The 15,125-nt window shown below is 39.9% G+C and carries 14 protein-coding genes, 1 other RNA gene and 1 pseudogene; 9 read left to right on the forward strand and 7 right to left on the reverse strand.

The window, feature by feature from the left end:
- Position 1 precedes the first annotated feature (1 nt).
- The 5 genes from AOC35_RS06900 to gyrA all read right to left on the reverse strand — a co-directional run bounded on the left by AOC35_RS06900 (position 2) and on the right by gyrA (position 7,062).
- Positions 2-955: a prephenate dehydrogenase gene (locus AOC35_RS06900; RefSeq protein WP_245898448.1), complete on the reverse strand. Its 954-nt coding sequence runs from the start codon at positions 953-955 to the stop codon at positions 2-4.
- A complete protein-coding gene (gene hisC, locus AOC35_RS06905) occupies positions 915-2,042 on the reverse strand; it encodes a histidinol-phosphate transaminase (RefSeq protein ID WP_108646390.1) in 1,128 nt (375 codons plus the stop codon). The genes AOC35_RS06900 and hisC overlap by 41 nt, the downstream gene beginning before the upstream one ends.
- Before the next feature lie 72 nt (positions 2,043-2,114).
- Complete coding sequence (pheA, locus tag AOC35_RS06910) at positions 2,115-3,227, reverse strand: prephenate dehydratase (RefSeq protein ID WP_108646391.1); 1,113 nt, start codon at positions 3,225-3,227, stop codon at positions 2,115-2,117.
- The gene (gene serC, locus AOC35_RS06915; RefSeq protein ID WP_108646392.1) at positions 3,227-4,324 is read right to left on the reverse strand and encodes a 3-phosphoserine/phosphohydroxythreonine transaminase; all 1,098 of its coding nucleotides are present in this window, start codon (positions 4,322-4,324) and stop codon (positions 3,227-3,229) included. The genes pheA and serC overlap by 1 nt, the downstream gene beginning before the upstream one ends.
- Before the next feature lie 26 nt (positions 4,325-4,350).
- The gene (gene gyrA, locus AOC35_RS06920; protein ID WP_108646393.1) at positions 4,351-7,062 is read right to left on the reverse strand and encodes a DNA gyrase subunit A; all 2,712 of its coding nucleotides are present in this window, start codon (positions 7,060-7,062) and stop codon (positions 4,351-4,353) included.
- Between the two features lie 170 nt (positions 7,063-7,232).
- Here gyrA and ompA point away from each other — a divergent pair, with 170 nt between their 5' ends.
- The 5 genes and pseudogenes from ompA (at position 7,233) to ssrA (ending at position 11,291) form a co-directional block, all read left to right on the forward strand.
- Positions 7,233-7,868 carry an outer membrane protein OmpA gene (gene ompA, locus AOC35_RS06925; protein WP_108646394.1) on the forward strand — a complete coding sequence of 212 codons (636 nt, stop codon included), beginning with the start codon at positions 7,233-7,235 and terminating at the stop codon, positions 7,866-7,868.
- An 84-nt stretch (positions 7,869-7,952) separates the two neighbouring features.
- Positions 7,953-9,316, forward strand: a pseudogene (locus AOC35_RS06930) (IS3 family transposase).
- Between the two features lie 136 nt (positions 9,317-9,452).
- A complete protein-coding gene (gene ubiG / locus AOC35_RS06935) occupies positions 9,453-10,157 on the forward strand; it encodes a bifunctional 2-polyprenyl-6-hydroxyphenol methylase/3-demethylubiquinol 3-O-methyltransferase UbiG (protein ID WP_108646395.1) in 705 nt (234 codons plus the stop codon).
- Between the two features lie 37 nt (positions 10,158-10,194).
- Positions 10,195-10,881: an HAD family hydrolase gene (locus AOC35_RS06940; protein WP_245898449.1), complete on the forward strand. Its 687-nt coding sequence runs from the start codon at positions 10,195-10,197 to the stop codon at positions 10,879-10,881.
- A 50-nt stretch (positions 10,882-10,931) separates the two neighbouring features.
- Positions 10,932-11,291, forward strand: a transfer-messenger RNA (tmRNA) gene (ssrA, locus tag AOC35_RS06945).
- A gap of 132 nt (positions 11,292-11,423) precedes the next feature.
- On the opposite strand, the gene AOC35_RS06950 is transcribed toward ssrA, so the two are convergent.
- Positions 11,424-12,887: a DUF1254 domain-containing protein gene (locus AOC35_RS06950; protein WP_108646396.1), complete on the reverse strand. Its 1,464-nt coding sequence runs from the start codon at positions 12,885-12,887 to the stop codon at positions 11,424-11,426.
- A 278-nt stretch (positions 12,888-13,165) separates the two neighbouring features.
- On the opposite strand from AOC35_RS06950, the gene AOC35_RS06955 reads away from it, so the two are divergent.
- From AOC35_RS06955 to AOC35_RS06970, 4 genes are all read left to right on the forward strand, one after another.
- Positions 13,166-13,555 (forward strand): type II toxin-antitoxin system RelE/ParE family toxin, encoded by a 390-nt coding sequence (locus tag AOC35_RS06955; protein WP_108648756.1) that lies wholly within the window; start codon positions 13,166-13,168, stop codon positions 13,553-13,555.
- The gene (locus tag AOC35_RS06960; protein WP_108646397.1) at positions 13,539-13,853 is read left to right on the forward strand and encodes a helix-turn-helix domain-containing protein; all 315 of its coding nucleotides are present in this window, start codon (positions 13,539-13,541) and stop codon (positions 13,851-13,853) included. Before AOC35_RS06955 ends, AOC35_RS06960 begins: the two co-directional genes overlap by 17 nt.
- 85 nt (positions 13,854-13,938) lie before the next feature.
- Complete coding sequence (locus AOC35_RS15530) at positions 13,939-14,091, forward strand: hypothetical protein (RefSeq protein ID WP_159077502.1); 153 nt, start codon at positions 13,939-13,941, stop codon at positions 14,089-14,091.
- 21 nt (positions 14,092-14,112) lie between these two features.
- Positions 14,113-14,322, forward strand: coding sequence for a RidA family protein (locus AOC35_RS06970; RefSeq protein WP_281259305.1), 210 nt, complete (start codon positions 14,113-14,115; stop codon positions 14,320-14,322).
- A 196-nt stretch (positions 14,323-14,518) separates the two neighbouring features.
- On the opposite strand, the gene AOC35_RS06975 is transcribed toward AOC35_RS06970, so the two are convergent.
- Positions 14,519-15,025, reverse strand: coding sequence for an SRPBCC family protein (locus tag AOC35_RS06975; protein WP_245898450.1), 507 nt, complete (start codon positions 15,023-15,025; stop codon positions 14,519-14,521).
- Positions 15,026-15,125 lie beyond the last annotated feature (100 nt).

Consider the following 15,125-nt stretch of genomic DNA (forward strand, 5'->3'; position numbering starts at 1 on the left):
GTTAACCTTTCCAGTTATTTCTTGATTGACTGGCAATCATCAGTAATTTTTCTAATTGCTCGCTATTTCCGTCTTGAATCAGTTTTTTAAAGTGTTGCAAAATATTTACGTACTCATCGAGTTGGCTAAGAATCGCTTCCGAGTTTGCAAAGGAAATATCTCGCCACATTTCTGGGCTAGATCCAGCAATCCTCGTGAAGTCTCGGAATCCAGCACCTGCATGCGCAAATTTAGCTTGAGCATCCTCTGAATTAGCCACTTGAAGCATGAGAGCATAAGAGAGTAGATGTGGTAAGTGAGAAACTGCTGCAAAAATATGGTCATGCATCAAAGCCGACATCTGAAACACTACTGATCCTAACTGTTGCCACATTTGTTTAATCAACAAGATCGCTTGTGGGGTATTTTCGAGAAGTGGGCAAATAATTAATTGGCGTTGTTCAAATAAATCAAACTTCGCTGCCGAGGCTCCATGTTGGGCTCCCCCAGCAATCGGATGACACGGTATGAACTGACCCACTTGCTCACCAAGTACCTCCTTAGCAATGGCTATGACATCTGATTTTGTACTACCCACATCAATCAAGAGGGTCTCTTTACGAAGAAACGGCACTAATTGCATTAGTACCGATTTTGTTTGAGCAACCGGTACGCATAGAATGATTAAATCAGCTTGTTCACCGAGCTCTTGAAGACTTGCAATTTCGCTGATAGCTCCGAGCCTCAGAGCTTCCTCCATGTTGGGTCGGGACCGACCACAACCTAATACTTTACTAGATATTTGATGGTGCTTTAAAGCTAAACCTAAGGAGCCACCAATCAAGCCAACGCCAATAATACCGACCGTTTGGAAGGTATTAGTCAAAAGATGATGAGTTGGTGAAGTCATAGACTTTGGTTCGAATAGTAATGAATTACTTACCGAGAATTTGTTGCAATGCTGCAATAAAAGCACTATTTTCTTCCGGCAAGCCAATCGAAATTCTGAGCCATTTTGGTAATCCGTAGTTACCCACTGGACGAACAATGATCCCTGCTTTTAATAGCGCAAGATTGACTCTACTTCCGGCTTGATCATCCTCGCCAACTTGAACTAAAACGAAATTACCCGCGGATGGTAAATAATGTAAGCCCATTTCTTCAAAGGCTTGGGTTAGTTGTATATATCCAGCTCGGTTAATCGCTGCACCTTGCGCTAAAAATGGCGCATCGTTGAACGCTGCAATCGCTGCGGCCATGGCTAATGAGTTCACATTAAATGGCTGTCGAATACGATTCAATAAATCAGTTAAATCAGACTGTGCAACACTAAAACCTAAGCGTAAACCAGCTAAACCATAGGCCTTAGAAAAGCTTCTTGATACCAAGACATTCGGATATTGACGTACAAAGGCAATCGCATCATATTGTTGCTCAGGCAATAAATACTCGTTATACGCCTCATCAATCACGACGACGATATGACTAGGTACCTTCGTTAAAAATGCTTGGATTTCCTCACCGGATAAAAAGCTACCCGTAGGGTTATTTGGATTTGCCACAAAAATTAATTTTGTGTGTTGATTGATTGCAGACAACATCGCGTTGAGATCATGACCTAAATCAGCAGGTTTTGCATCAATTTCAATCGCTTTCGCCCCTACTGCTTGAGTTGCTAATGGATAAACAGCAAAAGCATGTTTTGAAAAAATAATTTCGTCACCGCTTTGCGCAACTGACCGTGTAACCAACTCCAAAATATCATTACTACCATTACCTAGTGTTAGCCAATGCTCAGGCACTTGGAGCTTTTCTGAAATAACTTTTTTTAATTCATAGCCATTCGAGTCGGGATATCTTCCCAAGTCATTCATCACTGCTAACATGGCATTTTTCGCAGACTCAGGCAACCCTAAAGGATTTTCATTAGAGGCGAGTTTGATAATCTTGTTTTCATCAAGACCATACTCACGAGCAACTTCACTGATTGGTCTACCGCCAATGTAAGGAGCTATAGCTTGGACTTGTTTAAGACCTAGAGTGGTTTTAGAGTTTTCTGACATGAGCAATAACTATCAATATTAGGTTAGTAAATATTCTATCTGTAATACTTAATTAGTAAGCACAGTAATTAATCAAGCATTTTTTATCAAAGGATTACTTTTGGGGTAAGATCCAAGGCATTTAAAAAAGGCTGTCGCATGTAAAAGCTCTTTCAGCGCCTCAGCCACTTTGGCATCATGTTGATGCCCATCAATATCGACATAAAAATGATATTCCCAAGTCCCTTTTCTGGCGGGTCTCGATTCAAATCTCGTCATGGAAACGCCGTGTTTAGCTAAAGGGGCTAACATTTGATAAACCGCACCAGGTTGATTGGCAACCGATAAAATTAATGAAGTTTGATCTGAGCCACTTGGCAAACAAGCTTGCTTGCCCACCACAATAAATCGTGTGCGATTGTGCGCATCATCTTGAATCCCCTGCTGAACAACCTTTAAGCCATATTGGTTAGCTGCAGAAGAACTAGCAATAGCAGCTTGTTCAGGATTTGAGGCAGCCTGTTTAGCAGCCTGAGCGTTACTACTGACTGCTTGACGCTGCAATTGTGGAGTGTTCACCGTTAACCACTGCTGACACTGCGCAAGCGCCTGTGCATGAGCACTGACCTCCGTTATACCTTCTAGCGTCCCGGATAAGCTTAGGAGTGAATGCTTGATCGGAATGGCAATTTCACCACTAATAATTAAATTTGATTCTAGTAATAAATCTAAGGTTCTAGAAATGGCCCCCTCAGAAGAATTTTCGATCGGTAAGACACCATATTGAACCGTTTCATTTTCAACTTGAGCAAACACTTCATCTAAAGAAGAACAAGGCACTAGCTGAATTGATTTACCAAAAAACTGTAAAGTTGCTTCTTCAGAAAAAGTACCAGCAGGTCCCAAATAAGCCACCGAGATTGATCCTTCAATATCTCTACAAGCTGACATTACCTCTTGCCAAATCGCTTGTAAACCTTTAGTTTTTAAAGGGCCTGGGTTGCGCTGAGCTAATTTTTCGAGAACCTGTTTTTCTCTTTCAGGTCGGAAAACCGGTGAACCATATTCATGCTTCACGGCACCAACCGCTAGTGCTATTTTCGCTCTCTCAGATAAGAGTTGAATGATTTGTTGATCAACCGCGTCAATTTGTTGACGAAGTGGCAACAGACGCTTTTCTTCTTGATCTTTTAAATCATCACTCATCAGGCTTTTCTTTCAAATTCGAGCATGTAATTGGCTAACTTCTCTACTCCTAGAAGTGGCATAGCATTGTAAATACTGGCTCTAATGCCACCTACGCTTTTGTGCCCCTTCAGACCAATCATGCCGTTATCTTCAGCGCCTTTTAGGAAAACATCCATTAAGGATTCATCTTTTAGATAAAAAGTAACGTTCATTTTTGAACGATAAACAGGGTCTACCCTTGCATCGAACAATGAACTATTATCCAAAATTTGATAAAGTAAATCTGATTTTTTACGATTGATCGATTCAATTGCACTTACTCCACCTTGCTGTTTCAGCCATTTAAAAACCTGGCCGGCAAGGTAGATTGCAAAGGTTGGGGGAGTGTTAATCATCGAATCATTGGCAGCTTGAATTTTCCAATCCCACACTGTTGGAGTAATCGGCATAGCATGACCAATTAAATCTTTACGAACAATGACAATCGTCATTCCTGCGGGTCCAATATTTTTTTGAATTCCACCAAAAAGTACACCGTACTTAGATACGTCAATCACTTTAGAAAGAATATTACTTGAGATGTCAGCAACTAAAGGAATTCCCTTAGTGTCTGGAACATAACCATATTCAAGTCCACCAACAGTCTCGTTATCACAAATATGCAAGTATGCTGAATCTTCAGAAATATCCCATGTCGCATTGTTTGGAATCGTGTTGAAACCCTGTTCTTTACTACTCGCTGCAAGTCTAGCTAAGCCGTATTTAGAAGCTTCAGAGATTGATTTTTGTGACCAAGTACCTGTAACTACAAAATCTGCTTGAGGACCATTTTTTGCAAGGTTCATCAAATTCATCGGGATAGCAGCATTCTCACCAATTCCACCACCTTGGAGAAAGAGAATTTCATAATTTTCTGGAATCTGCATCAAATCGCGCAAATCAGTCATTGCTTCTTGGTAGCAAGCCATAAAGGGCTTACCTCGATGACTGACTTCCATCACTCCGGTACCCAGTTGTTGCCAGTTCAGAATATCTTTTGAAGCACGTTGCAACACATCTTCAGGAAGTGTTGCAGGACCAGGTGCAAAATTGTAAATACGGTGGTCAAAAAGCATAAGTTTTAACTAGATTGGAAAGCTGCTTATTCGGTAGGGTTCTCATCATTCGTATCTGATGGAGGATTATTTTCATCATTCAATTCAGCTTGTCCAACAATGGCATCATCTTCAGAATTTAAGTCATCCTCATCCATACTTTCAGAGATTCTTTGCAAACCAGAAAGCACAGTACCTTCATCCACATTGATTAACTTCACACCCTGAGTTGATCTACCCATTTCGCGTATTTCTGAAACCCGAGTCCTTACTAAAATACCACCCGTAGTAATCAACATGATTTGGTCTTCAGTAGAAACTAATGAGGCAGCAACTAACTTACCATTACGATCAGATGTTTGGATTGCAATCATCCCCTTCGTATTTCTACCATGTCTGGTATATTCAGCAATTGGCGTTCTTTTACCAAAACCATTTTCAGTAGCAGTTAAAACGCTTGATGGAGCTTTAACGGATGTTTCGGATTGGGTACCTTCAGTTTCACTGGCAGATACCAGCATTGCAATCACTAAGTGACCACCATCTAAATTCATTCCTTTAACACCACGAGCAGTTCGTCCCATAGGGCGTACATCATTCTCATCGAAACGTACTGCTTTGCCTGCATCTGAGAACAGCATTACATCATGTTTACCATCGGTGATGGCAGCGCCAACCAAAACATCACCATCATCTAGGTCGACTGCAATAATTCCACCTTTTCTAGGATTAGAAAAATCACTTAAAGCCGTTTTCTTGACAATACCGTTCTTGGTCGCCATAAACACATATTGATTATCAACATAACCTTTAATTGGCAAAATTGTAGTGATTTTTTCACCCTCAATTAATGGGAACATGTTGACAATTGGCTTACCTCTGGAGTTACTGCTTCCTTGAGGAACTTCCCATACTTTTAACCAATACAGTCGGCCTCTATCAGAAAAACAAAGGATTGTGTCATGTGTATTGGCAACGAAAAGTGTTTGAATCCAATCTTCGTCCTTAGTAGTAGTCGCTTTTTTACCTCTACCACCTCTTTTTTGAGCACGATACTCTGATAGTGGCTGACTCTTAAAATAACCAGTATAGGAAAGAGTAACAACTAAGTCTTGTGGAGTAATTAAATCCTCTGTAAATAACTCAGTAGCGTTCATTTCAATTACAGAGCGACGTCCAGTATCACTACCCTCTTGTCCAAATTCAGCTTTTGATTCAAGTAATTCTTGATGGATTACAGTTGTAACGCGGTCTGGTTTAGCTAATAAATCCAGTAGATCGGTAATTTGATCCATAACCACTTTATATTCCTGAACAATCTTATCCTGTTCCAAGCCAGTTAAACGCTGTAATCGCATCTGCAAAATTTCTTGAGCTTGATCATCTGACAAACGATACAAACCATCAGGCTGTAAACCAAGTGTTGGAGGTAGACGATCAGGACGATACGCCCCAATACCACCTTGAACATTTTCTCCAGCTCTGACCAACATTTCACGAACAACTTCAGAGTCCCAAACACGGGCCAATAGCTCACGTTTTGCGTCAGGTGGTGATGCTGCTGCCTTAATTAGGGCAATAAATTCATCAATATTTGCTAACGCAACTGCTAGACCTTCTAAGACATGACCACGATCACGAGCCTTGCGTAATTCAAAAATTGTTCTACGAGTAACAACTTCCCGACGATGCCTTAAGAAACATTCAAGTAATTGCTTCAAATTCAATAGTCTTGGTTGGTTGTCAACTAGAGCAACCATATTCATACCAAAATTATCTTGTAATTGGGTGTTTTTATAGAGGTTATTTAGAACAACTTCGGGCACTTCGCCACGTTTGAGTTCAATTACTACCCTCATTCCGGACTTATCGGACTCATCCCGAATATCAGAGATTCCCTCAATCTTCTTCTCAGTTACTAATTCAGCGATTCTTTCCAGTAAGTTCTTTTTATTTACTTGGTATGGCAGTTCATCAACAATAATTGATTGTCTTTGTCCCTTTTCCATATCCTCAAAATGGGTCTTAGCACGCATAATTACTCTGCCACGACCAGTACGATAACCATCTCGTACTCCTTGGATACCATAAATAATTCCGGCTGTTGGAAAATCTGGCGCTGGAATAAAATCAATTAGCTCATCGATTGTACATTCAGGGTTTGCCAACAAATGCAAAGCACCATTAATGACTTCGTCAATGTTATGGGGAGGTATATTCGTTGCCATTCCCACAGCGATACCAGAGGATCCATTTATCAAAAGATTGGGGATTTTAGCCGGTAAAATTAGCGGTTCATGCTCACTGCCGTCATAATTAGGCCCATAATTAACTGTATCTTTATCAATATCAGCTAATAATTCATGTGCAATTTTGGATAGACGAATTTCTGTGTAACGCATTGCCGCTGCACTATCACCATCGACAGATCCGAAGTTACCCTGACCATCCACAAGCATGTAGCGAAGGGAGAAGTTTTGAGCCATACGCACAATCGTGTCGTAAACAGCTGAATCACCATGGGGATGATATTTACCGATGACGTCACCGACAATACGGGCAGATTTCTTGTAAGCGCGATTCCAGTCATTGTTGAGCTCGTGCATAGCAAAGAGAACTCTGCGGTGAACTGGTTTCAAACCATCACGTGCGTCAGGCAGCGCTCGCCCTACAATTACGCTCATTGCGTAGTCCAAATAGGACCGCCGCATTTCGTCTTCTAGTGATACGGGTAGTGTTTCTTTAGCAGCATATTCCATGAAATTATTTTACCATGCGAAATAACAACACTTCAGAAATTTTATTGATATATATTTGATTTGTAATAAAGCGACAAATTACAATAGTCTTGTTGTTATAATTTATGAGTAATATTAAACAAAAGTTAACCACAATACTTAATTCAATGAATTTAAGAGGAAGATAAAAAATGAACAAAACTACTCGCAATGTGAAATTAGCCGCTATTACAGCAACTTTATTAGCTGTTTCAGGCTTTGCACAAGCTCAAAACATCGATAACTGGGCTTCTGGCTCAGGTACAACAAATGCCCGTTCAGGTGGAGATGCTTCACTATGCTGGAGAGACAACTTCTGGACTCCTGCAACTGCAGCTCCTGATTGTGATGGCGCGATCAAACCTGCACCAAAAGCAGCTCCTGCTCCTGCAGCAGCACCAGCACCAGCAGCACCTGCACCAGTAGTTTCAAGCACTAAGGTTACATTGTTAGCTGATGCATTATTTGACTTTGATAAGTCAGTAATCAAACCAGAAGGCGCTGCTAAATTAAACGACTTAACATCTAAGCTAAAAGCAGTTACTGTTGAAGTAATTATCGTTATCGGTCACACTGATAACATTGGAAGCCTTGCTTATAACAAAAAATTATCACTCAAGCGTGCTGAAGCTGTTAAAGCATATTTGGTTAAAAACGGCGTAGAAGCTAGCCGTGTTTACACCGAAGGTAAAGCTTTCTCAGAGCCAGTTGCTGACAACAAAACTGCTGCTGGCCGTGCATTAAACCGCCGCGCTATCGTAGAAGTTGTAGGTACAAAGAAGAATTAATTTAATTAGCTCTTTCTAAAAAGCCCGTTTTGAACTGACCCCCAAAAGTTGGACGAAATGTCTAACTTCTGGGGGTTTAGTTTTATGTCAAAGTATTCATCTGAGTTTAAATTAAAGATTGTTCTGTAATATTTAGAAGGAAAAGTTGGTTATATGACTTTAACTCAACTATATGGCGTTAATCCTCGCTATATAGCCAACTGGGTCAAGCTATATGAACTGCATGGAACGGAAAGTCTAGCCAAGCGTCATACCAATTACAGTGTTGAATTTAAGTTGAATGTTCTTAAAAAGCATTTTGAAAACTCTTGGTCTAACCAAGAAACTTCTGCTTACTTTAATATACCGTCACCTAGCTTGATAGGAGTTTGGCTACGGCTTTACAATCAAGGTGGTGAAACGACTCTAGAGCCTAAGCCGAAAGGACGACGACCTGTGAAACGAACCTCTAAGGATATCCAAACTCTTCTCAAGAAGCCGATTAATGAACTCTCCCATGAAGAGTTACTACAAAGAGTTCATTACGTGGAAGCGGAGAATGCTTATCTAAAAAAGCTAGAAGCCTTAGCTCAGCAAAAGGCCTTGGCAAACAAGACCAAGTCCAAGTAATTACTGAGTTAAGGCAAGATTATCCATTAACGATCTTGTTAGATGTCTCACACTTGCCTAGGAGTGTTTATTACTACTGGCTGAAAGCCAGTAGTAAGCCCGAGCCTTATCAAACTACGAAGCAGCAGATTAGAGCTATCTTCGATAAACACAAGGGTAGGTATGGATACCGACGCGTACAGGAAGAACTAGGTCATCAGAACTGCTACTTAAACCCTAAGACAGTACAAAAATTAATGGTACAGATGGGCCTCAAATCCCTAGTTCGGCCGAAGCGTTATCAATCTTATAAAGGAACAGTGGGAAAAGCAGCTCCGAACCTTCTCAATCGTAACTTTGAAGCCAACAAGCCCCATCAAAAGTGGGTCACGGATGTCACCGAGTTCAATATTAAAGGTGAGAAGGTATACCTCTCACCCATCCTCGACCTTTATAACCGAGAGATTATCTCCTATGAGATCGCACAGCGACCCAATATAAGTATGGTGATGAACATGCTCAACCAAGCAATAAGGGAACTTAAACCTGAAGAAAAACCCATCATCCACTCGGATCAAGGGTGGCAATACCAAATGCGTCATTATCAAAGAGAACTTGCGAATAACGGTATCACACAAAGCATGTCGAGAAAGGGTAACTGCCTGGATAACGCGGTTATGGAAAACTGGTTTGGCATTATGAAGACAGAGTTTTACTACCAAGAGAAGTTTGAAAATGTTGATTTATTTAAGAAAGGATTAAAAGAATATATCCACTATTACAATCATGATCGAATCAAGCAAAAATTAAAGGGATTGAGTCCGGTTAATTACCGAAATCAATCCCTTCTGCTATCTTAATTAAACTGTCCAACTTTTATGGGTCAGTTCATTTTTATCCGGGCTTTTTTTATACCCCGATAATTTGTAACAGAATAAAAAGATTATTTCAATTTGTTGGATAATTGCTCTTACTGAACAATATAAGCCTTTAAAAATGACTACTGAAAACAAAGATCAAGCAGAGCTAGACAAATTTAGTGAACTCGCCAGTCGTTGGTGGGACGAAACGAGTGAGTTTAAGCCACTCCATGCTATTAATCCGCTGCGCCTAAATTGGATTCAGAGTAAAACAGCAGTTGCAAAGATGAAGATTATCGATATTGGCTGTGGTGGAGGAATATTATCCGAATCATTAGCGAAGTGTGGCGCCGATACAACTGGTATTGATTTATCCAGTAAAGCTTTAAAAGTGGCCAAATTACACGCTTTAGAAACACAAACGTCGATTCAGTATGAATTGATCAGTGCCGAAGAAATGGCTGCAAAAAGTCCAGAATCGTTTGACATAGTAACTTGTATGGAAATGCTTGAACACGTACCTGATCCAAAATCGATTGTCCAAGCTGCAGCAAAAATGGCCAAGCCAGGCGGTATGCTATTTTTTAGTACCTTAAACCGTAATTTAAAGTCTTATCTAATGGCGATTATCGGCGCAGAATATATTCTGAATATTTTGCCTAAGGGAACCCATGATTACGCAAAATTCATCAAACCTTCAGAGTTAACGAACTTTACCCGAGACGCGGGCCTAGAGTTGCTAGATATGACAGGTCTTCACTTTAATCCAATTACAGATCATTATTATCTGGGTCCCGGTGTGGATGTCAATTACATGATTGCAGTCAGAAAACCTCTTTAATTTTTTTCAAATATTGACCCAATCTAAAGGTATACCTTTGACTACTCCTTTAAAATCTGTTCGAACTCCCTCCTATGAAAGTGTTCTGTTCGACTTAGATGGCACGCTAGCTGATACAGCTCCGGATCTTGCCGCTGCTGCAAATCAATTATTGATAACTAGAGGTTTAAGTCCAAAACCTTTGGAGCTATTAAGACCCATGGCTTCCATGGGAGCGAGAGGTTTAATCAAGGTCGCTTTGGGAATTGAGGTAGATGATCCTCGTTTTTTGTCTATTCGTGATGAGTTTTTAAATAACTATGAACAAGCTATTCATGTTCATACAGAGCTTTTTCAAGGGATAGAAGCCCTACTCGATCAATTAGACCATCACCGCATCCCTTGGGGGATTGTAACCAATAAACAAGAACGCTTTACGCATCCATTGGTTAAAAGTATGCGACTTGATGAAAGAACTCCGGCAATTGTGAGTGGCGATACAACTGCGTACCCCAAACCCCACCCTGCCCCTATCCTTTTATGTGCGCAAATGCTAAAGATTGATCCAAGTAAATCTATCTACGTTGGCGATGACCTAAGGGATATTCAAGCAGGTCACGCTGCTGGAATGCATACGATTGCTGCTGCTTACGGCTATTGTGGTGAAGAATCGCCAGCCCATAGCTGGGGTGCAACTTACCTCGTTCAAAACCCTTCTGAAATTGAGGATATCCTTTTTAAGTAAAAAGGACTAGAATAATCATCTATTCTGTGAAAGCATGAAAGAGCATCATTGGGACCGACTTGGTTTCGACGTGGATTGCGAAGCACGGAGGGCATACCGAGGACCCGTTATCTCGTAAATCAATGGGAATTGTAATAACTGCTAACGACGAACGTTACGCACTAGCAGCCTAAGGGCTGTGGCCCTCGTACCAGTTTGCCGATAGGTTGGGGTAGAAATACCATTCGAGGTCATTTATATCGGATCGTGCCATTAAAGGTCACTGTTAATGGAGCTAGAACTAAAGGGAATCGTTCCTGTAAAGCGTGTTAATCCGCGTTACATGAATTAAATCAAATGATATAACTAAGTATGTAGAACTCTTTGTAGAGGATTTGCGGACGCGGGTTCGATTCCCGCCGGTTCCACCAAGCATCAAGCACGAAACCCCTGTAAAAAGGGGTTTTTTGCTTTCTGAACCTTATTCTATAAAATTGAAACTAGAATCACATAGAGTAATCATAGAACATACGAATCTAAAATTTGGCTGTTCATATTTATACTTAAGGTTTTTTAATTTCTGTAGCCACTAACTCAGGCCTTTTCCAAGTGCCATTCAAAGCTTCAGGCTTTGGCCAGTAGATTCGTAAGAACGTCGCAAATGGACCATTGGGTGCTGGAAGCCAATTAGATTCTTTAGAAGCACCTGGACTATCTTTTTGAACATAAATAGTGATACCACCATCAGGATCTTTTTTGAGATTTGGTAGCATTGGTGAGTTGATTAAATAGCGATTCAATTTATTTGCAACTAACAGGCTTTCAGGCAAGTTATACATCGTCATAGACCAGAATGCGTTAGCTGGTGGCAACTGACCTTTCTCAAAGCGAATGGTGTAATTCTTGTGTGAGGCATCTAAAGATTTACCATCAGAGTCCAGTTTATAAACTGGATAGATAGCCTCATCTTTTGAATTTCCCCAGATACCCATTTGAGCACCAGTCATCCGGAACATATAGTTATTTTGTAGATGTTCACGAGTGCCAAAAACTTGTCCAGATACTACTTCACCAGTATTTACTTTGGTTTTGATAAAGTCTTCATAGGATACCCAAGCTTCTAACATACCATCGGTATAGGCTTTTTTGAGATCAGAATCCATTGTTGCAAAATCAATTTTTTGATCTGCACCTACTTTAATTTTTGCAAAATTTTGAATGAGTTCAGTCTCAGTTGAATTTATTGGACAAAACTTCAGAACAAAATTCAGGAGGTTATAAAATTCAGGCGAAGTCTTTTGATCATCTCGACTAATTGGTTTTAAAAAGTCAATTGGTGGGGCTGGATTTGGAGCTGGAATTGTAGTTGCCTCACCAAGAAATTTAGATAGGGGTTCTGCCTTGTAAGCAGCTTGTATCTTCTTCACATTTGGAAGATCAGCTGAATTCATTAATTGGGTTCTAAAAAAGCCAAGGCCTAATTGAGTTTCTGACTGAATAACCCTTGTAATACCTTTAGGAGTTTCACCTTTCCAATCAGGCCCAGCAATCATGAAATGACCACCATCATTGCCAGTAGTCCTAGTACCAACATAGGCAAAATTATGGGTATACAGATCAATAAATTGGATACTCCAATACCGCTTTGCTTCCATCTTTGGAACAGTGATAACAATTGGCTCTGTTCTTAGATCTAGTCCGAGATGAGAGTAAGGAGTGTCAGAATTTGGCGTTTGCATTGCGGTATCTTCAGGTGTAGCAACACGATCTGTATTAATAATGTTATTCCACTCACCTTTATACTGAGAATCTTCTTTATTTACAAAAAAAGAATATAAGATACGATAGTTGTCGACTATCGGAAATCCATAAATATACGCATCTTTAGTAATACCTTTTACCATGGAGTAATCTTTTGGAACTGGAGCTTCAACTTTAGGTTCTTCTTTTTTTGAACACCCAATCAAGGCCAAAAGACCAATCATCAAAACACAAATCAGGCTTAGAAAATTCTTATGAGATGGCATGATTTTTTTTCCTATCGAATATTAAATTAAATTTACTTTAAAGTATTTTTATTACCGGGTGAATTCTATCTCTAAAGATTTGAAATAACAAAACTCATTCAATTAAACCGCTTACAGCTAGGTCTGCTCATTCTTACTATTGCGATAGCTTTTTCATAACCAGCTTTTGACATTTATACCTAAAAGTGATGGTGTTTTTTTCTGAGGTCAACCTGAAGCATGCTTTAAGCGTTATGAATATGTATTTGACACCATATGTATTTAAAAGCATAATTAGAATGAATTGGACCATACTTTTTCATAAAGCCTTTGATCAAGAACTAGGTAAAGAAGATGAACGTTTACAGAATGAACTGCTAGCACATGCAATCTTATTACGAGAGTTTGGACCAAACCTTGGACGGCCCACTGTCGACACGCTTAAAGGCAGTTCATATCCGAATATGAAAGAGTTGAGATTCAATTGGATGGGTGAGGTATGGCGAGTTGCCTTTGCATTCGATCCACTTAGGCAGGCTATTTTTCTCGTAGCTGGAGATAAAAGTAGCGTTAACCAGAAACGTTTTTATACTTGGTTAATAGATATAGCTGACGCAAGGTATAAGGAACATATAACCTTAATCAATGAAGTGAACATAAAGGAGCTCAAAAATGGCAAAAAAACTTGATGACATCTTGGCTGCCATGCCAAAACAACGCCGTAGCGCAATTGAAAATCGCGCAATGGAGTTAGCTACCTTAAAAGACCTTCGTCATGCTTCAGAAAAAACTCAGAAAGAATTAGCGGAGTTATTAGGGGTTGGGCAAGATACTATTTCACGACTTGAAAAACGTAGCGACATGCTGCTTTCCACATTGCGCCATTATGTTGAAAGCATGGGGGGGGAATTAGAGTTAGTTGCTCAATTTCCTAATCGCCCTCCTGTTGTTATAAAACACTTAAGCACTTTGGGTAGTGTCAAATAAAATAACACTAAGTGTAACCTTCTGGTTAGAGGGAAAAATAAGGAGATTTCTTGCAGAAGATATTCAAATTAATGCAAAGGAAAATATGATTCAATTATTAAATCCTAAAACAATTTCGGCACCTAATGGAACCTATTCTCATGGTGTTCTAGTTACTGAAGCTTCCAAATTCCTAGTTATCGCTGGAGAAGTTGCAATCAAATCTGACGGTACAGGCCCAGACTCGTTGATTGAGTAATGTGACGTTGTATGGGGGAACATACTCGCCATACTTGAAGAGTCAGACATGTCAATAAAAAATCTTATTAAAATTAATTCGTATGTAACAAGTCCTCAACAAACCAAAAATTTTGTAGAAATCAGAGCAAAATATCTTCAAGGTCATTGTCCAGCTTCAACGCTTGTTGTAGTTTCAGCGTTGGCCGATCCAAGATTTTTGATAGAAATTGAGGGCTATGCCTCTATTTAACTCCGGTCATATCTAAAACAGTTCATATATTCGTTGGCTAGCCTTAGGAATTAATTTCGAGGAATCTATTCTTGGGGTTTTGACTTCTCTAAGTATTTAGAGTTTTATGTAGATGATTTGCCATCGGGGGTTTGATTCCCGGTGGTTTCTCCATTAGGTAAGTGAATTAGAGGCTTCAGGCCCTTTTCTATTTGGCCTATCGTCCCTGCAATTCAATTAGATATTGATCAAGCTTAGCAAAAGTACCGTCAAAACCTATTTGCATACCTGCACGGGCTCCGTCAAAAGTTGCAATACCCACTTCATCACTTTCATGTGGCTCCCACGAAATCGTGTAAATCGTACCACCACTTGAACTATCTTGAAATGTAGAAGTTACATACATATACGCTGGCCAGGTAGGCGCCATCGGATGATGACTTAATCCTCCATCTTTATTAGAAAAACTTTGTAAGTGAACTAATTTGAGCTCGGGGTCGATTTCTTTATATTCTTGCAAACCCCACATTTGCATTCCATGTGGCCCTTCAATGCCGTAAAAATAACGACCACCCACCCTAAAGTCAATCTCTACATGAATTGTACGAAACCCCTGTGGACTAAGCCAATTTTTAAGGTGCTCGGCTTGCGTTTGAACTGCCCAAAGTAAAGTTCTTGGCGCCTGAAATTCTCGGGTGATTTGAAATGGTGTGATGGAGTTCATGATTTTTTCCAATAGTTATTTGAATTTATGCTTAGATAGTCATTTATTTATCAATTCCTATGAAAAACTAAGAGAAACTCCTTTGAAGTAGAGCTCGACT

Source organism: Polynucleobacter rarus, assembly GCF_003072505.1.
Taxonomy (GTDB): Bacteria; Pseudomonadota; Gammaproteobacteria; order Burkholderiales; family Burkholderiaceae; genus Polynucleobacter; species Polynucleobacter rarus.

Coding starts and splice junctions, on each gene's coding strand:
- hisC (WP_108646390.1), bottom strand. CDS start 2,042: ATGTCAGAAAACTCTAAAACCACTCTAGGTCTTAAACAAGTCCAAGCT.
- pheA (WP_108646391.1), bottom strand. CDS start 3,227: ATGAGTGATGATTTAAAAGATCAAGAAGAAAAGCGTCTGTTGCCACTT.
- serC (WP_108646392.1), bottom strand. CDS start 4,324: ATGCTTTTTGACCACCGTATTTACAATTTTGCACCTGGTCCTGCAACA.
- gyrA (WP_108646393.1), bottom strand. CDS start 7,062: ATGGAATATGCTGCTAAAGAAACACTACCCGTATCACTAGAAGACGAA.
- ompA (WP_108646394.1), top strand. CDS start 7,233: ATGAACAAAACTACTCGCAATGTGAAATTAGCCGCTATTACAGCAACT.
- ubiG (WP_108646395.1), top strand. CDS start 9,453: ATGACTACTGAAAACAAAGATCAAGCAGAGCTAGACAAATTTAGTGAA.
- AOC35_RS06950 (WP_108646396.1), bottom strand. CDS start 12,887: ATGCCATCTCATAAGAATTTTCTAAGCCTGATTTGTGTTTTGATGATT.
- AOC35_RS06955 (WP_108648756.1), top strand. CDS start 13,166: ATGAATTGGACCATACTTTTTCATAAAGCCTTTGATCAAGAACTAGGT.
- AOC35_RS06960 (WP_108646397.1), top strand. CDS start 13,539: ATGGCAAAAAAACTTGATGACATCTTGGCTGCCATGCCAAAACAACGC.
- AOC35_RS15530 (WP_159077502.1), top strand. CDS start 13,939: ATGATTCAATTATTAAATCCTAAAACAATTTCGGCACCTAATGGAACC.
- AOC35_RS06975 (WP_245898450.1), bottom strand. CDS start 15,025: ATGAACTCCATCACACCATTTCAAATCACCCGAGAATTTCAGGCGCCA.